Raw genomic sequence first — 20,350 nt, forward strand, 5'->3', positions numbered from 1 at the left:
CGTTCGTGGGCGTAGTAGATGGCGGGCAGGTCGATGTCCTCGCGGGCGATGTACTGCCACACGTCCAGCTCGGTCCAGTTCGACAGCGGGAACACGCGTACGTGCTCGCCGGGTGCGTGGCGTCCGTTGTAGAGGTTCCACAGCTCGGGGCGCTGGCGGCGCGGGTCCCACTGGGAGAACTCGTCACGCAGCGAGAACACCCGCTCCTTGGCCCGCGCCTTCTCCTCGTCACGGCGCCCCCCGCCGAACACCGCGTCGAACCGCTCCGTGCGGATCCGTTCCGTCAGCGGCAGCGTCTGCAACGGATTGCGCGTCCCGTCCGCCCGCTCACGCAGCACCCCCCGGTCGATGTACTCCTGCACCGACGCCACGTGCAGCCGCAGCCCGTACCGCTCCACCGTGCGGTCCCGGTAGGCCAGCACCTCGGGGAAGTTGTGCCCGGTGTCCACATGCAGCAGCGCGAACGGCACCGGCGCGGGAGCGAACGCCTTCAACGCCAGACGCAGCATCAGGATCGAGTCCTTGCCCCCGGAGAACAGGATCACCGGATTCTCGAACTCCCCCGCCACCTCACGGAAGATGTGCACCGCCTCCGACTCCAGCGCATCCAGATGCGAGAGGGCGTAGAGAGGGCCGGTGTCCAGGTCGGTGTGACGGGAACTCATGTCAGACGCCTTTCCCCCAGCAGGCTCAGCAGAGCCGACACCGATTCGGCGACGGACTGCACATGTGCGGGTATGCGCAGATCAGGGGTTTCCGGGGCCTCGTACGGGTCGTCGACACCGGTGAGTCCGGACAGCTCGCCCGCCTCCTGCTTGGCGTACAGGCCCTTCACGTCGCGCCGGGAGCAGGTGCTCGACGGTGTGGCGACATGTACTTCCAGGTAGGGGGTGTGGGACGCCTGATGTCGTCGTCGCACCGCCTGCCTGCTGTCGGCGTAGGGCGCGATGGCCGGGACCAGCACCAGGACGCCGTTGCGGGCGAGCACTTCGGCGACCAGGCCGATGCGCTGCACGTTGGTGTGCCGGTCCGCGCGGGTGAAGCCCAGGCCCGAGGAGAGGGTCTCGCGCAGTTCGTCACCGTCGAGGACCTCCACCCTGTGTCCCGCGCCGCGGAGGTGTCCGGCCGCGGCGCGGGCGATCGTTGTCTTGCCCGAGCTGGGCAGGCCCGTCAGCCACACCGTCGCACCGCACTCGCAGGCGCGCCGCTCCGGACCGGATCGCGGCTCAGTTCTCACCGGCATGTCGCTCTCCTTCTGGACGTCATCCGATCTCGGCCAGCCTGTCGAACAGGGTGCGCACCGGTACGTGAGGGTCGTCGGCGGCCGCCGACAGGGCGGTCAGCCACTGTTGGAGCGTGTCGACCGCTTCGTCTGCGGTGAAGTAGTCCGTGGCGTAGTCCGCCCGTACGTTCCAGCCCTCGCCGTCGGCGACGACGTACTGGAGCCAGTCGAACTTCGCCGAGGCGCCCGCCACGTACACCCGCTCGCAGCGCAGTCCCGGCAGCGTCAGCCGGCTCGGGATCTCGTCGAGGACGAGGCAGATACGGCCCAGGTGCTCGCCGGACAGCACTCCCCGGGTGCGGGTGACACCGCCGCCGAGCATGGCGTAGGGCACCTGGCGGTGCCGCAGCACGTCCAGCGAGCTGCGTTTCGCGGCGGCGCACACCTCGGCGAACGTGGCCCGCGCGGGGACCTGGAACCGTACCGGCAGCAGATCGGTCAGACAGCCGAAGACGTCGTCGAGGTCCGGTTCGCCGCGCCGGGACACCGGGATGCCGATGACGATGTCCTCGCCGTTCACCGCCGCCGCGGTCACGGCCGTGCAGGCGCTCATCAGCACATGGGGCGTGGTGCGCAGCGTGCGGGCCGCCGCGCGGACGGCCCTGCCCAGTTCGGCGGGGACGGTGGCGCGCACGCAGTCGCAGTCGCAGTCGGGGCCGCGCCGGGCGGCCGCCGGGCGGATCCGGGGCGGCAGGTGGGTGAGCGGCGGTGCCCCGTCCAGGTAGCCGGCCCAGAAGGCGAGGTCCTGCGGTGCGATCCCGGCCGCCCGCGCCCGGACGGCGTGCTCGCCGAGTGTCAGGGCGGGCGGGGTGAGCTTCGCCGGTTCACCGCCGGTCTCCTCGGTGTACAGGGCGGACAGCTCGTGGTCGAGCAGTGCCAGGGAGGCGTCGTCGACGGCGATGTGGTGGATCTGGAGCAGCAGCACGTGTTCGTCGGGCGCGTAGTCGTACAGCGTCAGCCTGGCCGGTGACACGGTCAGGTCGAGGGGGCGCCGGCCGGCCCGGCGCAGGGTGTCGTGCAGGTCTCCGCCGGGCCACGGGAGCCGTTCCAGGGGGACGGTGCCGGCCGGGTCGATGCGCTGTACCGCGCCGGTGTCGTCCAGCTCGAACCGGGTGCGTAACGCGGCGTGCCGTCCCACCAGCGCGGCCAGGGCGCGTTCCAGGGCCGGTACGTCGAGCGGTCCGGCGATGTACTGCGCCCATGTCTCCAGGAACGGCGAGGGGTCCGGCATGAACTGTTCGGCGATCCAGAGCGCCTCTTGCTCGAAGGTCTGCGGGAAGGCGCGCATCACACCCGGCGCCTCTCCAGAGCGGGCAGGTCGACCTTGCCGTTCTCCCTGCGGGGCAGGTCGTCCAGTTGCTCGAACCTGCCGGGGACGGCGTAGGCGGGAAGCAGCGCGCCGAGGGCCGCGCGCAGTTCCCGCGGGGTCAGCTCGACGCCCTCGACGAGGGTGTAGACCAGCGCGATGTGTGCGACGGTGCCGCCCTCGTCCGTGCGCGCCACGGCGGCACAGGTGCGGATCTGCGGGACGGTGGACGCGGCGGCCTCGATGTCGCCGAGTTCGATGCGGTTGCCGCTCAGTTTGATCTGCCGGTCCCGGCGGCCGTGGAAGTGCAGGACGCCGCGGTCGTCGAAGACTCCCATGTCTCCGGTGCGGTAGGCGCGGCGCTGCTCGCCCGCCACGTCCAGTTCCGGGAACTTCTCGCGGGTGAGGATGTCGTCGTTGAGGTAGCCCAGGGCCACTCCGGGGCCGAGTGCGACGATCTCGCCGCGTTCGCCGCGCGGTGCCGGTGAGCCGTCCTCGCGCAGCAGGATCACCGTGGTGCCGGGCACCGGCACACCCGCCGGGATGCCCGCGGGGGCGTTCCTGTCGTCGGGTCCCATCCGGTGGACCGTGGTGAGCATGCAGTTCTCGGCCGGTCCGAAGCCGTTCCAGAGGGGCAGGCCGGGGAAGCGCCGCAGGAACATCTCGACATGGCGGGGGGACTGCTTCTCGCCCCCGACGTAGAGCGTCTTCAGTCCCTCGAAGGCGTCCAGGTCCTCGTCGACGACCAGGTTGAACAGCGAGGTCGTGAGCCAGACCGTGTCGATCCCCTCGTCGGTGACGAGGGAGCGCAGCCGGCTGGGCATGAGGTGGTTCTCGTCGACGACGACCACGGCGCCGCCGGTGGTGAGCTGGCCCCACAGCTCGAAGGCGTACATGTCCCAGGCGGCGGGCGCGACCTGCGGGGTGAGGTGTCCGGGCCCGAAGCCGTCCAGGCCGCCCGGTCCGAACATCCGGGTGACCGCCCGGTGGGGTATGAGCACCCCCTTGGGGACACCTGTGCTGCCCGAGGTGAAGAACACCATGGCCGGATCGTCCAGGGCGGCGTGCACCGGCTCGAACCGGTCCGCCCGCGCGGACCCGGCGAGCGCGGCGAGGGGGACCGGGTCGAGGGCCCGGGTGACGCCGAGGGGTTCGCCGCCGGGACGGCCGACGACGACCGGGCGGTCGAGCTGGCGGAGGATCGACCCGATGCGGGGGGCGGGCCAGCGCGGGTCGAGGGTGGCGTAGGCGGCGCCGCTCATCAGCACGCCGAGCTGGAGGGCGACCAGTTGGGCGCCGCGCGGTACCAGCAGCGGCACGATGTCGCCGGGCCGTACGCCCCATGCGGTGAGCTGCCCGGCCAGTGCCGCCGCCGCATCGGTGAGGGTCCGGTAGTCGATGCGTTCGTCGCCGTGCGCCAGGGCGAGGTCGCGGGGTGCCGTGGCGGCGTGCTCCATGACCGCGGCGTGCACGGTGCGCGGCGGCGGTGTGTTCGTCGGCTCGTTCACGCCGCACCGAGCCGGATCTGCTCGGCGAAGTCGGCCAGTTCGTCGTGTTCGAGCAGCCATGCGGGGTCGACGCGGATGCCGAGGCGGCGTTCGACGCGGGCGCAGATCCGGATGGCCGACAGGGACGCGCCGCCGAGGTCGTAGAAGCTGTCGCGCCGGCCGACCTGGTCGACGTCCAGCACCTCCGCGATGACGGCGGCGAGCACCTCCTCCAGTTCGTCCGCGGGTGGCTCGTACTCGGCCTTGCACACGGCGTCGCGGTTCTCGGTCACGGGATCTCCTGTTCTCGTCTGGTCGGCTCGGCTCACGATTCCGTGGGTGCGTCGGTGTGCCGCGAAGCGGTCAGGATGCAGAACTCGTTGCCCTCCGGGTCGGCCATGACCACCCAGCCGCCGCTCTCCCGGAAGTCGGTGACCAGGCTCGCTCCCAGGGAGAGGGCGCGGGCCACCTCCTCGTCCTGCGAGCGGTCCTTTGGGCGCATGCAGAAGTGCACGCGGTTCTTCACCGTCTTCGCGTCGGGCACGAGGATGAAGAGCACCGTGTAGCCGTGTTCGGTGATCACGTAGCACTCGTCCGAGCCCGGCCGCACCCCCTCCTGCGGGGAGAACTCGGCCATTTCGCACCACCACCGGGCCTGCGCGTAGGGGTCGCGGGCGTCGATCGTGGTGTGGGACAGGGTCAGGCTCATCTGGTGCGCTCTTTCCGGATCCGGTGCGGTGTCGTGGTCAGGCGATGGGTTCGGCGGCGGTGGGGTGGACGGTCTGCTCGGCCTCGCGCAGCGCCCGGGTCGTGACGCGTGAGGCGAAGACGAGCGCGGCGAGCGCCAGTCCTGTGCCGCACACCACGAAGGTGGTCCCGGGTCCCAGCCAGCGTCCCAGTCCGCCGCCGAGGAAGGCTCCGACGGGCACCGCGCCGAGCACGATCAGGCGGTATCCGGCGGTGGCGCGGCCGAGGAGTTCGTCGGGGACGGCCGCCTGGCGGAGCGTGCTGACCACGATCTGGTTCAGTGCCGTGGCGATCGCGGCGAAGAACATGAAGACCTCGACGAGGAAGACGTTCCCGCTGAGGCCGAGCACCACATAGCTGGCGGCGGGCACGAGCGCGGCGAGCCAGGTGACCGGTCCCCCGCCGATGGCCGGGACCACGCGTGCGGCGATCAGCGAGCCGATGACGGCTCCGACCGCCGGTACGGCGATGAAGATGCCGTACCAGGAGTCGGAGACGCCCAGGGGGCCGGTGGCCAGGAGGACGAGCAGGCCGCCGGTGGCGGACGAGAACAGGTTGATCGAGCCGGAGATGAACGCGACCCGGCGCAGCAGCCGGTGGTTCCAGAAGTAGGACCAGCCCTCCTTGATGCTGCGCACGACCTCGCCCGGGGTGTGCTGGGCGCCGCTGGTGTCGCTCGCGGTCGGCAGCATCCGCGGCAGGGTGAACGCGGCCAGTGCGGCGAGGGCGAAGAGTCCCGCGCTGGAGGTGAAGACGAGGATCGCCGACATCGCGAACAGGGCGGCGCCCGCGGTGGGTCCGACGAAGTTGTTGATGGCCGACTGGGTGGCGAACAGACGGCCGTTGGCCCGTTCGAGGTCGCTGCGTTTGACCAGGCGCGGCGGGACGGTCAGGGCCGCGTTGTCGACCAGTGTCTCGGCCGTGCCGGCGAGGAACACGGCCAGATAGAGGATGGTGATGTGGCGCAGGTCGGCCACGAGGGTCAGGACCAGCAGGCCGAATCCGACGGCGCGGATCACATTGCCCCAGACCATGATGAGGCGTCGGTCGATGCGGTCGGCGAGTGCTCCGGACGGCAGCGTGAACAGCAGCCACGGCAGGAACTGGGCCACCGTCATGCCGGAGATGAGCAGGGGGTCGCGGGTCATCGTCACGGCGAGGAGGGGTACGGCGGCCAGCACCAGCCCGTCGCTGAGGTTCGATAGGCCCTGCGACCACCACAGCTTGGTGAAGCTACGGCCCAATGTCATGTCCGCTCCTCTGTCGTCCTTGCCGGTACCTGTTGCTCGTGTCCCACGCGCCGTGCGGCAGCGTCAATCTAGTGTCCTGAGCCCTGCCACGGACGGTGGTTGCGCCAGTCGAACTCGCTTGCTTTTCAAGGGACTTCGGGCTTGCGTTCGCCGTCCTTGCCCAGGGCCGCCGTGATCAGCTCGTAGTACGGCAACTGCTCGCGTTCGAAGGCGGCGGCGGTCCGCTCCAGTTCGTCCGGCAGGGGTCCCTTCCCGGCCGGGGCGGCTCCGAGCGCGCTGGACTCGCTGGCGCCGGCGTGCCAGCGCCCGGTCGCCCGCCAACTGGGCGGCGGCTCCTTGCGGAAGGCGAGCGACTCGGGCAGGAACGCGATGCCCATGGCCGCGCAGTACCGCCGCATCTCCGCCTCCGGGTCACCGGCCACCCGGTCGCCGTCGACCAGGTGCATGGGCAGCCCCGAGGACGTCACGGTCGAGACGATGTCCCACAGATGTCCGAAGCCCATCGCCGCGGAGGTGGCGTCGGACTGCATCCTCAGGTGTGAGCGGACCGTGTCGCCGGGGTCGCGGACCATCGCGGCGTGCCGGCACCGCTTCAGGAAGGCCGGGCCGGCGGCGAGCCGGTCGAGGGGGAAGTCGGTGGTGTCCTTGAAGAAGACGGGCCGGTCGGCCGCCGCGTCGACGAGCGCGGCCATCACCTGCTCCTGGCCGGTGCAGGTGCGCCCGGCGACCTCGGCGGTGCCGAAGTCGCACACGCGCGAGAACGGCTCATGTATCACCAGGAAGTCGCCGCGCTCGTACATCGCGCGCTCGAACGCGGTCGACCGCGAGCGCGGTACGCACCACAGCGCCAGGAGGTCCGGCTGCCGCTCCGTCATGAGGCCGCCTCTCGCAGGGAGTTGTCCAGTTCGCGCAGGGCCGTGCGGAGGATGCGTACGCCGTCCAGGTACTCCTGGACCAGGATGTGCTCGGTGTCGGTGTGGTCCTGGTGGCAGTCCCCGGGGCCGTAGGTCGCCATCGGCACCTGCCAGCTCCTGCTGAGGGTGTTCATGTCGCTGGTGCCCGTCTTGAGCTTGTGGGCGGGCCGCAGCCCTTCGAGGCGGATGGCGCGGGTCAGCGCGCGTACGCACGCCGAACCGCGCGGCACCATGACGGCGGGGACGTCGTACACCGGGACGACGTCGATCCCCTCGCCGAGGATCGCCGAGACCTGCCGCAGCAGTTCCTCGGGCGAGAGGCCCGGGGGTGTGCGGAACACGAGGGAGCACCCACCGGAGAACGGTTCGAGGCGGCCGTCCCTGACGACCAGGCCGACGTCACCGAAGTTCGCGTTGCCCCGGGTCCCGTAGGTGTCGAGGAGCCGGCCGAGCGCCCGTACCAGGATCTCGCCGGCCTTCGGCCCGGGGGTCGCGGTGTGGGTGCGCGGGACCTCGCACCGCACCTCGAACTCGGCCATCCCCTTGTAGCCGATGGTCACCGCGGAGGCGCCGCTGGGTTCCCCCACGATGACGGCGTCGGGCACCGGCACGGTCGCGCGGACGTGTTCGGCGCCCCGGGACCACAGGGTCTCCTCCTCGACGACGCCCACCCAGTGGACGCGGATGCCGAGGTCGCGGCTGCCGAGCGCGGCGACCAGCATGGCCGCCAGCGGGCCCTTGGCGTCCACGGCGCCGCGGCCGCGGACGAGGGTCCCGGTGTGCTCGAAGGGGACGGCGCCCGGCACGGTGTCCAGGTGGCTGAGGAGCATGACCGTGCGCGGTCCGCGGCCGACCAGGGCGTGCACGTTGCCCACCTCGTCGATGTGGCTCCGCGCGCCGTGTCCGGCCGCGATGTGCCGCAGCCGCTCGGCCAGGCGCCGCTCGTCGCCGGAGACGGACGGTGTCGCCACTGCCTCGGCGAGCAGTGCGACGGCTTCGTCGTCGGTCAACTCGCTTTTCTGGGTGCTGAGATGTTCGATCGTCACGGTGTGCCAAGACCCTTCCCGATGAGGGTTCCGCTCCCTCGTAGAGCTTTCGCGACGGGCGAGTCCACCCGTCCGTCGCACACCTGAACCGCCTGTGCGCCCCTCTCCAGGGCCTCCACCGCGGCGGCGACCTTCATCCGCATGCCGCCCGTCAGCTCCGGCACCAGACGTCCCGCCTCGTCGCGGCTCAGTGCGGCGATGACGGACGAGGGGTCGGCGGGGTCGGCGAGGACGCCCGGCGCGTCGGTGAACAGGAGCAGCCGGTCCGCCTGCCAGGCCGCCGCGATCGCGCAGGCCATCCGGTCCGCGTCGACGTTGGTCGCCTGCCCGTCGGCGGTCATGCCCGGGGGGCACACGACGGGGACCATGCCGCAGGTGTGCACCGCGTCCAGGACGGCGGTGTCCACGCCGGTGATCCGGCCGGCGAAGTTGTCGCGCACCACGCGCACAGAGCCGTCGAAGACCGCGCGGACGGCCGCCTTGCGTTCGGTGCGCACCAGTCCTCCGTCCATTCCCGACAGGCCCACGGCCGTCACACCGCGCGCGGCCAGTTCCGAGACGATCCGCGCCTGGGTGCGGCCGCGCATCGCCATCATGAGAGCGCCGAGCGTCCGCTCGTCCGTGTAGCGCGTGACCATCCCGTCCGGGGAGCGCAAGGTGCGCCGCGGCAGACCGAGTTCGCCGAGGGTGTCGTCGATGTCCCGGGAGCCGCCGTGCACCACGGTGACGCGGTGGCCGCCGCTCAGGGCGGCGATGTCGTCGGCGATCCGCGCGCTGTCGTCCTGGAGGCTGCCGCCCCACTTCACCACGAGTCTCATCATGTTCACACCGGATGCAGGCCGGGAAACGTCAGACCGCACGTCTCCGGGAGTCCGAGCATGAGGTTCATGCACTGGACCGCGCCGCCCGCGGCTCCCTTCATGAGGTTGTCGAGGGCGCCCATCACGAGCGCCCTGCCGCGGTGGTCCGCGACGATCCCGACATCGCAGTGGTTCGAGCCGAGCAGGACCTTGGGGTCCGGGTAGCGGTAGGTGCCGCGCGGACTGTTCACCAGGCGGACGAACGGCTCGGCGGCGTAGTCCTCGCGGTACATGGCGAGCAGTTCGCGTTCGCTCACCTCGCCGACGGCCACCTTGGTCACCGTCTGCACGCCGCGCACCTGCGGTGTCGCGGTGACCGTCATGGAGGTCCCGACACCGAGCGCCTCGACGACCTCCGCCTCGTGCCGGTGGTCGAACGGCGCGAACACCCGCAGCACACCGCTGCGCAGCGCGTGCGAGTTGGCCGGGCCGCTGGAGGCGCCGGAGCCGCTGCTGCCGGTGCGCGCGTCGATCTGCACCTCCTGGAGGAGGCCGCGGGCCGCGAGCGGCGCGAGGCTCAGGATCGCGCTGGTGGCCATGCAGCCGGGGACCGCGACCCGGTTCGCGTCGGTGATCTGCTTGCGGTGGAGTTCGGGCAGGCCGCGCACGAAGGCCCTGGCGTGCTCCCCCTCGCGCCGCCAGCCGTAGTAGCGCTCCATCAGGGCGCCGTCCTCGATCCGGAAGTCGGCGGTCAGGTCCACGATCTTCGGTGCGAGCGCGGTCGTCTCGTCGAGGATCTTCGCCGTGGAGCCGTGCACCCCGGCGAGGAAGACGAGGTCGGCCGGTTCCAGGTCCGCGCGCCTGCTGTAGCGCAGTCCGCTGCCGCGCAGCGGCGGGTGCGCGCTCTCCACCGCCTTGCCGGCCTGGGTGTCCGAGGTCACGGCGGTGACCTCGACCCCGGGATGGTGGACGAGCAGGCGCAGCAGCTCGCCGCCCACGAATCCCCTGCCGCCCACCACCGCGACGCGCTTCATACGGGCACCTTCACATCGGTCGGCTCGGACACACATGCCTCCACGATCCGCGCGGCGACATCGACACCCGTCGCCCGTTCGAACCCCTGGAACTCCACGCGGGAGTTCACCTCCAGCACCAGGTGGTGCCCGTCCGCGCCCTCGACCAGGTCCACCCCGGCGATCCGGGCGCCCACGGCGGCCGCCGCCCGGACGCACAGCCGCTGGATCTCCTTGTCCGGCGGGTGCTGCTCCACCGTCGCTCCCCGGGCGACGTTGTTGCGCCAGTCGCCGCCCGCCCGGACGATGACGCCCACGCAGACACCGTCGACCACGATGCCCCGGATGTCCGGCGCGCCGGGTCTCACCGCTTCCTGCACGATCACGGTCCGCGTGACCGCCGAGGGCAGCGCGGCGCAGTGTTCGAGGACGGCGTCGGCCGCGTACCGGTCGGTGATCAGGCTGACCCGGTTGCCCCACGACGAGCTGAGGGGCTTGACCACGGCCGGGTAGCCGACCGTCTCGATCGCCTCCCGCCCGGCTTCCGGGGACGGCGCCAGCAGCGTCGTCGGGGTGGGGATGCCGAGCTGCCTCAGCCGTACGTAGGTGGACCACTTGTTGCCGCACACGCGGCTCGCGGTCGCGCCGTTCACCGGATACGCGCCGAACGCTTCCAGTGACTCGGCCGTGAGCGCCGCGCGCTGGCTGGAGATCTCCCGGTTGAGGACCCGCATGCCCACGAGCCGCTCGGCGTCCCGCGGTGCGAAGGACAGGGTGCGGGGGTCGAGCCGGACCGCGGGGATGCCGCGGCGCTCCAGTTCGTCCAGGAGGCGGCGCTCCTCGTAGCGGACGGTGGACAGGAGGATCCCGACCGGCCGCGGCCGTCTCCCCGGGCGGTCACTCACCCCAGTCCTCTTCGGGCTCGGGCGCGATCGCCAGGGCCAGCGGGGCCGTCGACTGGATCTCCAGTTCCGCCGCGCACCCCGGGCAGCTCACGATCTCCCCCTGATAGCTGTCCGCCGGTATCTGCAACGGGCCGGCGCAGCTGACGCACTGCGTGTCCATCTCGTCTGTCCCTTCTCGAACGGTTCTCGGACGGTTCTCGGTCGGTTCTCGGTCGGTTCTCGGTGGGGTCTCCGTCGGCTCTCGGTCGGCTCTCGGTCACCGCGGGCCGGTGACGGACTTCAGCACCTGGCGGAGGACGGAGTCGGCGGTGAGGCCGCCGGCCTCCAGCAGGGACGCGTGGGTGCCGGGCGGGAGGAAGCCGGTGACGCCGATCGGGAGCCACGGGATGCCGCGGGCTCCGACCGCCGCGGCGATCTGCGCGCCCATTCCGCCGGAGGTCCACGCCTCCTCCAGCGTGACCAGCAGACGGCACTGCCCGGCGAGGACCCGTCCGGTCGCGGCGGCGGCCTCCTGGTCGACGGTGTGGGCGTTGACCACCTGGGCGCTGTGTCCCTCGTCGGCCAGGGCCTGGGCGACGTCCAGGGCCGTGGAGAGCATCTCGGGTCCCGTCGCGACCAGGGCGATGTCGCGGCCGGGCCGGACCACCTGGGGTACGCCCAGTTCCGGTGCGGGCACGCCCGCGAACAGCGGCGACGCCTTGCGGCCGAGGCGCAGGTAGGTCGGGCCGTCGTGACGCAGGCACTGCTCCAGCAGCGGCGCCGTCTGGTGCGCGTCGGCCGGGACGACGACGCGCATGTGGGGCAGCGCGCTCATCAGGGCCAGGTCCTCGGTGGCGTGGTGGGTCGGCCCCAGCCAGCCCCCGCTGGCGCCGCCGTGGGTGCCGACGATGCACACCCGGCGCCGCGGATAGGCGATGTCGAGCTTGATGAACTCGAACGCCCGGCTGACGGCGAAGGCGCCGAACGTGCAGACCAGCGCGCGCCGTCCGCAGTGCTCGGCACCGGCGGCGAGCCCGATGGCGGCGTTCTCCGCTATGCCGACGTTGAGGTAATCCATCTCAGCTGTCGGTTTGACGCTGCCGGTGTCGGTGTCGACGACGAGTACGCCGTGCCGTACCGCGAGTTCCGGCAGGGCGTCCGCGAAGGCTGCGCGGGTGCTCGCCCGCTCCGCCGTGACCTCAGGCATGGCGGGGCGCTCCCTTCGTGCCGCCGGGCGGGGCCGTTCGGCGCAGTCCGGCCAGGACGCGTGCGCGTTTCGCGGTGTCGAGCCGCACGAAGTGGGAGACGGCCCGGCCCGCGAGGACACCGGTGCCCTGTGCCTTGACCGTGCGGCAGACCACCGCGGTCGGCCCGTCCGTCTCCGCCGCCTCGTCGAAGGCAGCGCAGAGGGCCGCCGGGTCGTGCCCGTCCACCTCGACGGTGTGCCAGCCGAAGCCGTTCCACCGGTCGGCCACGGGCGCGCCGGGGCTCACCTCGCCGACGGCCCCGGTCTGCTGGAAGCCGTTGACGTCGATCACCGCGACGAGGTTCCCGGCGTTCAGGGCGCGGCTCACCTGGGCCGCCTCCCACACGGATCCTTCCTGCAACTCGCCGTCGCCGAGCAGCACATAGGTGCGGGCGGGTGTCCCGCCGCGCCGACGCTGCGCCCAGGCGGTGCCGTTGGCGAGGGCGAGGCCGTGGCCGAGGGAGCCGGTGGCGAACTCGACGCCGGGGACGGCGGCGTTGCCGTGGGTGGCCAGCCTGCCGCCGGGGCGGCAGAAGGTGCCGATCTCCTCCGGTGCGATGAAGCCGCGCTCGGCGAGTACGGCGTAGAGGGCCATCGCCGCGTGCCCCTTGCTCAGGACGAACATGTCCCGCTCGGCCCGTCCGGGATCGGCGGGGTCGACGTTCATCGTGTGGAAGAACAGCGCCACCAGGATCTCCACGCAGGACATCGATCCGCCCAGGTGGCCGCCCTCGGGGCCGGAGCACATCTCCACGATGTGCTCCCGGACGCGGTGGGCGCGGGCCGCGAGCTGTTCGCGGGCCGCCGGCTCGTGCACGGATCTGGTCAGCGGTCCGCACCTTCCGCGAGTTCCGCCAGGACCTTCAGATGCGACCAGACCTTCTCCAGGACATCGGCGAAGTCCTGGAGCAACGGCCCGGCGTCGGGCGGCAGATGGCGCTGCTGGAGGGTGAAGCTGCGGTCGACGACGTCCTGGGTGACCGGCCACGAGCCCGGCTCCTGGGGGCATATGGACCGCAGCGCGGGCTGCTCGGGGACCGGCATCATCTGGTACCTGGTCGCCGGCAGGCCCTCGGCGCGCAGGGCCCGGATCAGCAGGTTCCGCGCCGTCGCGGTGTCCACGCCGGGCAGGAGCCGGCCGAGGTCGACGACGAACCGCAGGATGTGCCACGCGTGCTCGTAGCCTTCGGGCTCCGCCGGGCACAGCAGGCCGTCCAGGTGCTCCAGCCGTGCCAGGAAGGCGGCGACATTGGATCTGCGGGCCGCGTGGTACTCCTCGAACCGCTCCAGCTGGCTCGCGGTGTAGGCCGCCTGGACGTTGCTCAGCTTCGCGTTGAAGCCGAGGCGGTGGCTCACGTACCGCCGGGGGCGGTCCGCGCGGATGGTCTCGCCGAACTGGCGCAACTGGACGATCCGGTCGGCCACGCCGTCGTCGTCGGTGACGACGAGTCCGCCTTCCCCGCAGGTGGGGAGGTTCTTCGTCATCTGGAGGCTGAACGTGGCGGTGTTGCCCGACGCGCCGCACAGGGTGTCCCGGTACCGGGCGCCCTGGGCCTGGGCTGCGTCCTCGATCACCACGCAGCCGTGGCGGCGCGCGATGTCGCCGATCGCCTCCATGTCGGCGCTCAGGCCGTGCAGGTGCACCGGGACGACGGCCTTGGTCCGCCCGGTGATCTGCGCGGCCAGGCTCCGCGGTGACATGGTGAAGGTGACCGGGTCGACGTCGGCGTAGCGGGGTGTCGCCCCGACGTGCACCACGGCCATCGCCGTGGCGACGAAGGTCAGCGCGGGGACGACGACCTCGTCGCCGGGGCCCACCCCGTGTGCCAGGAGGGCGAGTTCGATGGCGGTGGTGCCGTTGCTGACGCCGACGCAGCGCCGTACGCCTAAGTAGTCCGCCCAGGCTCTCTCCAGCCGCTCGACGGCGGTCGGGCCGCCGGTGCGGTCGGAGACGAGGACGTTCGAGTCCAGGACCGAGAGCACCGCCGCGCGGTCGGCGTCCGTCGTCCTCGGCCAGTCCACCGGCGCGAGCGTGCCCAGTACGGGCTCGCCCCCGGTGAGCGCCAGGGTGTCCGCGGCTGCGCCGTTCATGAGGCGTCCGTCCGTTCCGTCGACAGGGCGAGCCGCCAGTCGACGGCCAGTTGTTCGTAGGCGTGCGACAGCTCCTCGCCGCGCCGCCGGATCAGTTCCGGTGTCCCGGGGGTGTGCGCCGCGTGCGCGCTCAGCAGCCGTACGTTCGACCAGGCGGAGACGACCCGGTCCGCCGAGGCCGCGACCTCGGCCAGATGGCCGGGGCGCGTGCGGAGCGCGCACTCCTGGGCGAACCGCCCGTGCAGGTACGCCTGCGCCTGCATGGCCCAGCCGAAGGTGTACGCGGGCCGCAGCCGGGCCGGGTCGGCGCTGTGCTCGTCCAGCCGCTCGACGAACCGGCGCAGCCCGCTGCGGCCGGTCCAGACGCGGTCGGCGGGGCCGGCCGTGCCGGTGTCCCACCGGTCGAGGTTGCCCCTGAGCGCCCGTACGACCTGGTCGTCGGTGAGCGGTCCCGGTTCCGGCCGCACCTTCACCGTCAGCACCCGGCCGCCGATCTCCCGGCTGGAGAAGAACACGTCCTGGGTGTCGGTGGGGTTGCCGGACGTCCAGCTCTCCACCAGGTGCTCGGCGGCCAGCCACCCCTGGAATCCCGGTGGTTGGGCGTCGGAGACGTAGAACTCCAGCTGTCCGCCGCCGGTGCGCCGCCAGGCGGGCACCACGACGAGGTGGGCCGCGTGCACATCGTGGTAGGCGGGGCGGAAGGGCAGATGGTAGTTGTCCACCGCGACGATGACGGCGGCGTGCTCCTCGATGAGGCCGATCAGGTCGTCGGCGTCCTTCCCGGACGTCCAGGCCGACTCCACGTCGTGGTAGGGGCACAGGTCGGCCGCCACACCGCGGCTGCTCTGCGCGGGGCGGTAGAACTCCTCGCACATGACGTCGTCGGGCGCGAACGCGAACTCGCAGGCCCGGCCGAGCACTTCGACCGGCCGCAGACCGTGCTCCAGCAGGATGCTGCCGAGAGTGGTCTGCAGACAGCTCAGCGGGTCCTCGTACCACTGGGGGTAGGTGCCGGTGGTGCCGTCCCACCGCGGAGCGCGCAGTGCCGTCCCGGTCGTACCGCTCGCGTTCACGACTGGTCCCCTTCGTCCGCCGACCGGCCGCCCGCCCGCCGGCCGACCAGCGTCATGGCGAAGAGGTGCACGGCCGGGTTCTTGGGCAGTGACATGGCGCCGAGCGGCTGCCGGGAGGTGATCGGCACACGCTGGCACCAGAGGGTGATCCCGATGCGTTCCTGCACGTGGTACGGGTAGTGGATGACGTCGGTGCGCAGCGCGAGTTCCTCGCCGTAGCCGGAGCGGCCCTCCCACAGGTCGGAGAGCGCCAAGTGGTCGCGGTCCACCGAGCCGTTGGAGAAGTGCCAGGTGAGGACGTCTCTGACCCGCCGCTCACCGCAGCCGATGACATAGAGCCAGTCCCAGCGCCGCTCGGGGACCGCTATCCGCTGTCCCGAGCACAGCACGTTGTCCGGGCCCCGCCCGTCGAGCGGTGCGCTGCGCAGCGGCACACCGTCCACGACGACCTCCAGCGGCTCGCTCCGCGCCGGGAGCGAGTTCCGCCAGATGTTCAGCCGTCCGTCGGCGAGATTGTCGGGTGTGGTCGCCGCCTGGTTGTTCAGGAACGGCTCCAGCACGAGCATCTTGTGAACTGTCAACGGAGATCCTTCCGTACCAAGGCTCTGCGCTGTAGGCGGGGTTCGACGACGGTGAATCCGCAGGACTCGAAGGTGCTCACCCGGCCGTGGAAGCTGTGGCGGTCGAATGCGGCCCCGGGATCGCGGTCGTCCTCGGGAAATGCCTCGATGAATTCCGCCTTCTCGTCCCGTGCCCACTGGACCGCCCGGTCGACGAGCACCTTCACCAGGCCCCGGTGGCGGTGCTCACGGGCCAGGTAGAGGCACACGATGGACCAGATGTGCTCGGGGTCGTCGCCCTCGATCGGCTTCGCCGCGCGGGATCCGCGCAGCCGCGGGAAGGACGCCCGGGGACCGGCCCCGAGCCAGCCGACCGGGACGCCGTCGACCGAGCCGAGGACGCCCACCCGCTCGCCGGACGTGACCAGGTCGCGAAGCCGGTCCCGGCGTGCCGCCGTGCCGCAGCCGGAGCGCTCCTTCGATGTCATCCGGAAGTACGTGCACCAGCAGTTCTCCACGAGTCCTTTCGGTTCGAAGAACTCGCTGACGGCGGGCCAGTCGTCCGGTCCGACAACAGTGGTGACGAATTCACTCATCAGTTCTGCCTTCCGCGGTTTCTCAGTCGACCCGGCCGGTCATTCCCGGTCATTTCCAGGTCACTGTCAGCGGCAGACACACTACGCCGTTCAAGAAGTTCGAGATGAGATGTCCGGGATCTCCGCCGAGCGACACGGAACGGACATTCTTCCGCCAGAGATCGAAGAATATCCGCATGCCGAGGGCGGCGACGTGCTGCCCGATGCAGCGGTGCACTCCGACTCCGAAGGCCAGGTGCTGGTTCGGGGAGCGGTCCGGCAGAAAGGCGTACGGCTCCTCGAACACCGCCTCGTCGCGGTCGGCCGAGGCGATCCAGGCGGAGACCAGCGAACCGGCCGGCACCTCGGTCCCGGCGAGCACGGTGTCGGCGGTGGTGCGCCGCAGGACGTGGTTGACGGGGCTCGCCCAGCGCAGTGCCTCGTCGACGAACCTCTGGTCGGTGCGCTCCTGGCGGGTGAACCACGACCACAGATCGCCGTCGCTCGCCAGGAGGATCAGCGTCTGGTTGATCGTCTGGGGCACGGTGGGGTTGGCGCCCATGAGGAACGCGTACGCGTTCAGCAGGGCGACGTCCCTGGTCTCGTCGCCGACGACCTGGGCGGTGACCGGGCACCGTCCGCTCACCGTGTCCCCGGAAGGGTTCGCCTCCAGCACCTCGCCGAGGACGGTCATGATCGTCGTGTGCGCCTCGAAGAGCTCGAACCGGCGCTGGTACTCCGACCCGGCCGGGTCCGCTCCCCCCATGGCACGCACCGTCGCCCGGCCGGTGGTGGTCCACTCCTGCTGCGGAATGCCCATCAACTCCCCGGTGATCGTCATGGGCAGGGTGACCATCGCCTCGCAGAAGTCGAACGACTCCCGGCCGCGCACGGTCTCGAACAGCTCGGACATGCGGTCCGTGATGCCCTGTTCGAGGCGCTGTGCGGCCGGCACGGTCATCAGCGGGGTGAAGGCGCGTTTGATCTCGGAGTGCAGGGGCGGGTCGGTGAGGTGGATCGCCGCGCCCGCCGCGACGTCCCCGTCCCCCCGTACGGTGAGCATGGTGCTGTACGCCGAGGAGTACGTCCCGGGATCGCCCAGGACCTCGCGGACGTCGGCGTAGCGCGTCGCCGCGTAGAACTCCTGTCCGTCGGGGGTCCGCTGGCGGTGCAGGCCGCCGCTGTCGCGCAGTTCCTGCCAGACCGCGTGCATGTCCCGTTCGGCGTACTGCGCTTCCTCGTAGACGTCCGGCGACGCCGTGTCCGAGGGCTGAGGGCCTTTGAGGGAGACTCGCATCGGAAGACCGCCTTCGCATGGGGGGTGGGGTGACGCGGACACTGCTCGTGCATTCCGGCCGGGGCCGGGTTCACCGGCGGCCCGCTCGCGGCGGCTCCGCCGCCCGGGTCATCCGTCCGCCACCATGCCCTCGTGGTCCAGGAGTCCCATGTTCTGCGCGCACTTCATGTAGAAGCGGGAGCCGACCGACCACTCCGTGATGCCCTGGGCGCCCAGCACCTGCATGGCGCCACGCACGACGCGCACCAGGGCGTCCTGTTCCACCAGTTCGAAGCGCCGTACGGCGTCCTCGTCCGCGTCCCGCGCGTGCTCGGCGAGTTCGTGGAGCCGCGCGCCCAGGGCGGTCAGCTCGGCGTAGCCGCGGATCAGCGGGAACATCAGGGAGTCGTGGTCGACGAGGCGGCGGCCGAACTGCTCCCGGACGACGGCGTGTTCCCACGCGGTGCGGAAGAGGCCGATGCCGAGGCCCAGGACGTAGGCCGCGTGGCGCAGCCTGCACGCGCGCTGCGCGCACGGGCCGTGCGGGGCCCGGGTGCCGCCGTCGCCCGCGAAGTGGTGCGGGGTATAGGCGTTCTCGTACCCGAGGTAGCCCATGGCGAGGCTGATGCCGCAGCCGGCGGTGAGGCCGAGCCCGAGACCGCCCTCGTCCTCGGGGCGTTCGACCAGGTCGAAGCCGAGGTCGGTGAGGGTCTTCGCCAGTGCCTCGCGCCGCTCGTCCGAGTGGGCGAACAGGGGCTCGGCCTTGATGCGGGCGCCCTCGGGTTCGAGGACCTCCACGACGGTGTCGACGAGGTCGCCGCCGAAGCGGTGCAGGATCTCCAGGCAGCGCCGGGAGCACTCCTCCTTGAGATCCGCCGAGAGGGTGGACAGCATCATCTCCGACGTGCCCGCGGACAGGGTGAGTCCGGGTGACTCGGTCAGCGCCGAGAAGAGTTCCTCGTGGACCAGGTCGTCCGCGCCGGGCGCGGTGGCGAGGGTGCTCCAGCGGCGCAGCACCTCGTGCCCGACCTGCTGGCAGGTCTCGCTGGTGTACAGCTTGGCGACGGCGGTGTCGGTGGCCCTGACGTCGGCGCGCAGGAAGACCTCGGTGGCCGCGCGTGCCAGGGTCGTGGCGCACTCGACCTGGCCCTCCAGCCGCCGCAGGCGTGCGGAGGGTGCGGTCGTGGCGTGCAGTGCCTTCAGCCAGCGGGCCGCCCTGACGACATGGTCGATGCCGGTGCGTTCGATGGCCAGGGCGCCGTCGAGCAGGGCCCAGCCGCGGTCCTCGTCGCCCACCCGGCGCCAGCTCTCGACCTCGACGTCGTGGAGGCGTACGCGGCACATCCGTTCGCGTTGCACCGTCTCGACGAGTTCCACGCTCACGCCGTCGGCCGCCAGGTCGATGACGAAGAGGGTGATGCCGTCGTACTTGTGCCCGTCCTGTCCGGTGCGCGCGGCCACCAGCGCCGAACCCGCGATGTCGCTGTAGATGCTGAACACCTTGACGCCGTTGAGGACATAGTTCTCGCCCCGGCGTTCCGCCCTGGTCCGCAGCGCCGCGAGGTCGCTCCCGGCGCGCGGCTCGCTGTAGAGGACGGTGGCGAACTCCTCGCCGCGGGCGATGCGCGGGAGCAGTTCGCGCCTGAGCCGTTCGGAGCCGGATTTCAGGACGAAGTTGCCCACGATCTGCACGGTGAGCGCGTACACCAGGTCCGGCAGGCCGGTCGAGGAGAAACCCTCGAAGAGTTCGATGGCGCGGCGCGTGGGTGTTCCGGCGCCGCCGTACTCGCCCGGCCAGTCCGGGGTGAGCAGTCCGCGCCGGCCGAGTTCCCGGTACGCCTCGGTGATGGCGTCGGGGTCCATCCGCCGGGCCCTGATCACGAGGTCGCGCCAGTGGGGCGTGTCCACGAGCTGCTTCAGCGACGTGTGCAGAGCGGTCTCGCCGGCCTCGGCCGCCGGGTCGTCCGGGTGCGGGACGGCTGCCGCCGCGGCCGACGGCTCGTCCCGGACGGCCCGCTCGATCGCGGCGAGGTTGCCGTCGTCCCGGAGCAGGCCGTAGTGGTCGCCGGGCAGGTCCTCGAAGCGTACGCTGCCCGAAGTCACCGTGCGCCAGTCGCACTTGGCGGACTCCTCGGCGCGCACGGAGACGACGTCGAGGTCTCCCGGTGTGGGCTCCCACTCGCAGATGAGCCGTCGGTTGTGCTCGAAGATCTCGAAGCGCTCGGTGAACGTCTCCAGGTCCATGTCGAGTGCGGCGGCGGCCTCCGCCCGGGTGTCCGGCGCGCTCTCGCCGTCGTGTCCGCTCAGCCTGGACACGTCGTCCACGAAGGCCCGTACCGCGTCGCCGGGTGTCCAGCGCGGGTAGACGCCGCCCGACCACGTCGAGTCGAGGAGCACCACCCTGGGACGGCGCCCGCGGGCGGCGAGCAGGCAGGCGATCTCCCAGGCGAGGGCGCCGCCGAAGGACCAGCCGCACACCACGTCGACCTCGGGTCCCCGGCCGGCGAAGCTCTCGACGTAGCGCCGGGCCAGTTCCTGCATCGACGCGGCGGGGCCGCCGTCGCCGGGTGTCCTCGCGGAGGCTTCGAGGCCGAAGCAGCGGTGGTCGCCGAGCCGTCTGACCAGCGGCTGGTAGGCCAGCAGACTGCCGCCCACCGGGTGGGCGAACAGGAGCACCTGGCCGGAGGAGTCCGGCCGGCTCAGTTCGATGAGACTCGTCGTGTCCGCCCCCGCCGATCTCGTCCGGAGATAGGCGTTCAGGCGTTCCCCTTCACGTTGCATCACGTGTTCCCTGCCCTTG

General features: G+C 71.7%; 21 protein-coding genes. All 21 read right to left on the bottom strand.

Annotated elements, in window-relative coordinates; translation table 11 throughout:
- Positions 1-665, bottom strand: a 665-nt coding sequence (gene cysD, locus ACWDYF_RS20130) for a sulfate adenylyltransferase subunit CysD (protein ID WP_451584290.1), incomplete at its 3' end; no start/stop codon positions are given.
- Positions 662-1,243, bottom strand: coding sequence for an adenylyl-sulfate kinase (gene cysC, locus ACWDYF_RS20135; protein WP_389465104.1), 582 nt, complete (start codon positions 1,241-1,243; stop codon positions 662-664). The genes cysC and cysD, both read right to left, overlap by 4 nt.
- Positions 1,244-1,262: 19 nt before the next feature.
- Entirely contained in the window at positions 1,263-2,570 is a 1,308-nt protein-coding gene (locus tag ACWDYF_RS20140) for a condensation domain-containing protein (RefSeq protein WP_389465102.1), read from the bottom strand.
- Positions 2,570-4,096, bottom strand: a complete 1,527-nt coding sequence (locus ACWDYF_RS20145) for an amino acid adenylation domain-containing protein (RefSeq protein ID WP_389465099.1) — start codon at positions 4,094-4,096, stop codon at positions 2,570-2,572. The genes ACWDYF_RS20140 and ACWDYF_RS20145 overlap by 1 nt, the downstream gene beginning before the upstream one ends.
- Positions 4,093-4,368, bottom strand: a complete 276-nt coding sequence (locus ACWDYF_RS20150; RefSeq protein WP_381744468.1) for a phosphopantetheine-binding protein — start codon at positions 4,366-4,368, stop codon at positions 4,093-4,095. Before ACWDYF_RS20150 ends, ACWDYF_RS20145 begins: the two co-directional genes overlap by 4 nt.
- Positions 4,369-4,400: 32 nt before the next feature.
- Entirely contained in the window at positions 4,401-4,784 is a 384-nt protein-coding gene (locus ACWDYF_RS20155; RefSeq protein ID WP_018569672.1) for a VOC family protein, read from the bottom strand.
- Between the two features lie 37 nt (positions 4,785-4,821).
- Positions 4,822-6,072, bottom strand: a complete 1,251-nt coding sequence (locus ACWDYF_RS20160) for an MFS transporter (RefSeq protein WP_381744467.1) — start codon at positions 6,070-6,072, stop codon at positions 4,822-4,824.
- A gap of 125 nt (positions 6,073-6,197) precedes the next feature.
- Positions 6,198-6,947 (bottom strand): sulfotransferase-like domain-containing protein, encoded by a 750-nt coding sequence (locus ACWDYF_RS20165; RefSeq protein WP_389465095.1) that lies wholly within the window; start codon positions 6,945-6,947, stop codon positions 6,198-6,200.
- A complete protein-coding gene (locus ACWDYF_RS20170; protein WP_389465092.1) occupies positions 6,944-8,032 on the bottom strand; it encodes a M20/M25/M40 family metallo-hydrolase in 1,089 nt (362 codons plus the stop codon). The genes ACWDYF_RS20165 and ACWDYF_RS20170 overlap by 4 nt, the downstream gene beginning before the upstream one ends.
- Positions 8,029-8,853, bottom strand: coding sequence for a [LysW]-aminoadipate kinase (locus ACWDYF_RS20175; protein ID WP_389465089.1), 825 nt, complete (start codon positions 8,851-8,853; stop codon positions 8,029-8,031). Before ACWDYF_RS20175 ends, ACWDYF_RS20170 begins: the two co-directional genes overlap by 4 nt.
- 2 nt (positions 8,854-8,855) lie before the next feature.
- Positions 8,856-9,866, bottom strand: a complete 1,011-nt coding sequence (argC, locus tag ACWDYF_RS20180; protein WP_381744463.1) for an N-acetyl-gamma-glutamyl-phosphate reductase — start codon at positions 9,864-9,866, stop codon at positions 8,856-8,858.
- Positions 9,863-10,750 (bottom strand): ATP-grasp domain-containing protein, encoded by an 888-nt coding sequence (locus ACWDYF_RS20185; protein ID WP_389465086.1) that lies wholly within the window; start codon positions 10,748-10,750, stop codon positions 9,863-9,865. Before ACWDYF_RS20185 ends, argC begins: the two co-directional genes overlap by 4 nt.
- Positions 10,743-10,910 (bottom strand): hypothetical protein, encoded by a 168-nt coding sequence (locus tag ACWDYF_RS20190; RefSeq protein WP_018569679.1) that lies wholly within the window; start codon positions 10,908-10,910, stop codon positions 10,743-10,745. Before ACWDYF_RS20190 ends, ACWDYF_RS20185 begins: the two co-directional genes overlap by 8 nt.
- Positions 10,911-11,006: 96 nt before the next feature.
- Positions 11,007-11,936 (bottom strand): transketolase family protein, encoded by a 930-nt coding sequence (locus tag ACWDYF_RS20195; RefSeq protein ID WP_389465083.1) that lies wholly within the window; start codon positions 11,934-11,936, stop codon positions 11,007-11,009.
- Positions 11,929-12,792: a transketolase gene (locus ACWDYF_RS20200; protein ID WP_389465080.1), complete on the bottom strand. Its 864-nt coding sequence runs from the start codon at positions 12,790-12,792 to the stop codon at positions 11,929-11,931. Before ACWDYF_RS20200 ends, ACWDYF_RS20195 begins: the two co-directional genes overlap by 8 nt.
- A gap of 8 nt (positions 12,793-12,800) precedes the next feature.
- Positions 12,801-14,066, bottom strand: a complete 1,266-nt coding sequence (locus ACWDYF_RS20205; RefSeq protein WP_389465077.1) for a DegT/DnrJ/EryC1/StrS family aminotransferase — start codon at positions 14,064-14,066, stop codon at positions 12,801-12,803.
- Positions 14,063-15,139 carry a BtrH N-terminal domain-containing protein gene (locus ACWDYF_RS20210; RefSeq protein ID WP_389465075.1) on the bottom strand — a complete coding sequence of 359 codons (1,077 nt, stop codon included), beginning with the start codon at positions 15,137-15,139 and terminating at the stop codon, positions 14,063-14,065. Before ACWDYF_RS20210 ends, ACWDYF_RS20205 begins: the two co-directional genes overlap by 4 nt.
- Positions 15,136-15,720 (bottom strand): hypothetical protein, encoded by a 585-nt coding sequence (locus ACWDYF_RS20215; protein WP_389465072.1) that lies wholly within the window; start codon positions 15,718-15,720, stop codon positions 15,136-15,138. The genes ACWDYF_RS20210 and ACWDYF_RS20215 overlap by 4 nt, the downstream gene beginning before the upstream one ends.
- Positions 15,717-16,295, bottom strand: a complete 579-nt coding sequence (locus ACWDYF_RS20220; protein ID WP_389465069.1) for a GNAT family N-acetyltransferase — start codon at positions 16,293-16,295, stop codon at positions 15,717-15,719. The genes ACWDYF_RS20215 and ACWDYF_RS20220 overlap by 4 nt, the downstream gene beginning before the upstream one ends.
- Positions 16,296-16,344: 49 nt before the next feature.
- Complete coding sequence (locus ACWDYF_RS20225; RefSeq protein WP_389465066.1) at positions 16,345-17,571, bottom strand: cytochrome P450; 1,227 nt, start codon at positions 17,569-17,571, stop codon at positions 16,345-16,347.
- Positions 17,572-17,679: 108 nt separating this feature from the next.
- Positions 17,680-20,331, bottom strand: coding sequence for an acyl-CoA dehydrogenase family protein (locus ACWDYF_RS20230; RefSeq protein WP_389465062.1), 2,652 nt, complete (start codon positions 20,329-20,331; stop codon positions 17,680-17,682).
- Between the last annotated feature and the right edge of the window lie 19 nt (positions 20,332-20,350).

The sequence above is a fragment of the Streptomyces sp. NPDC003284 genome, assembly GCF_053589675.1.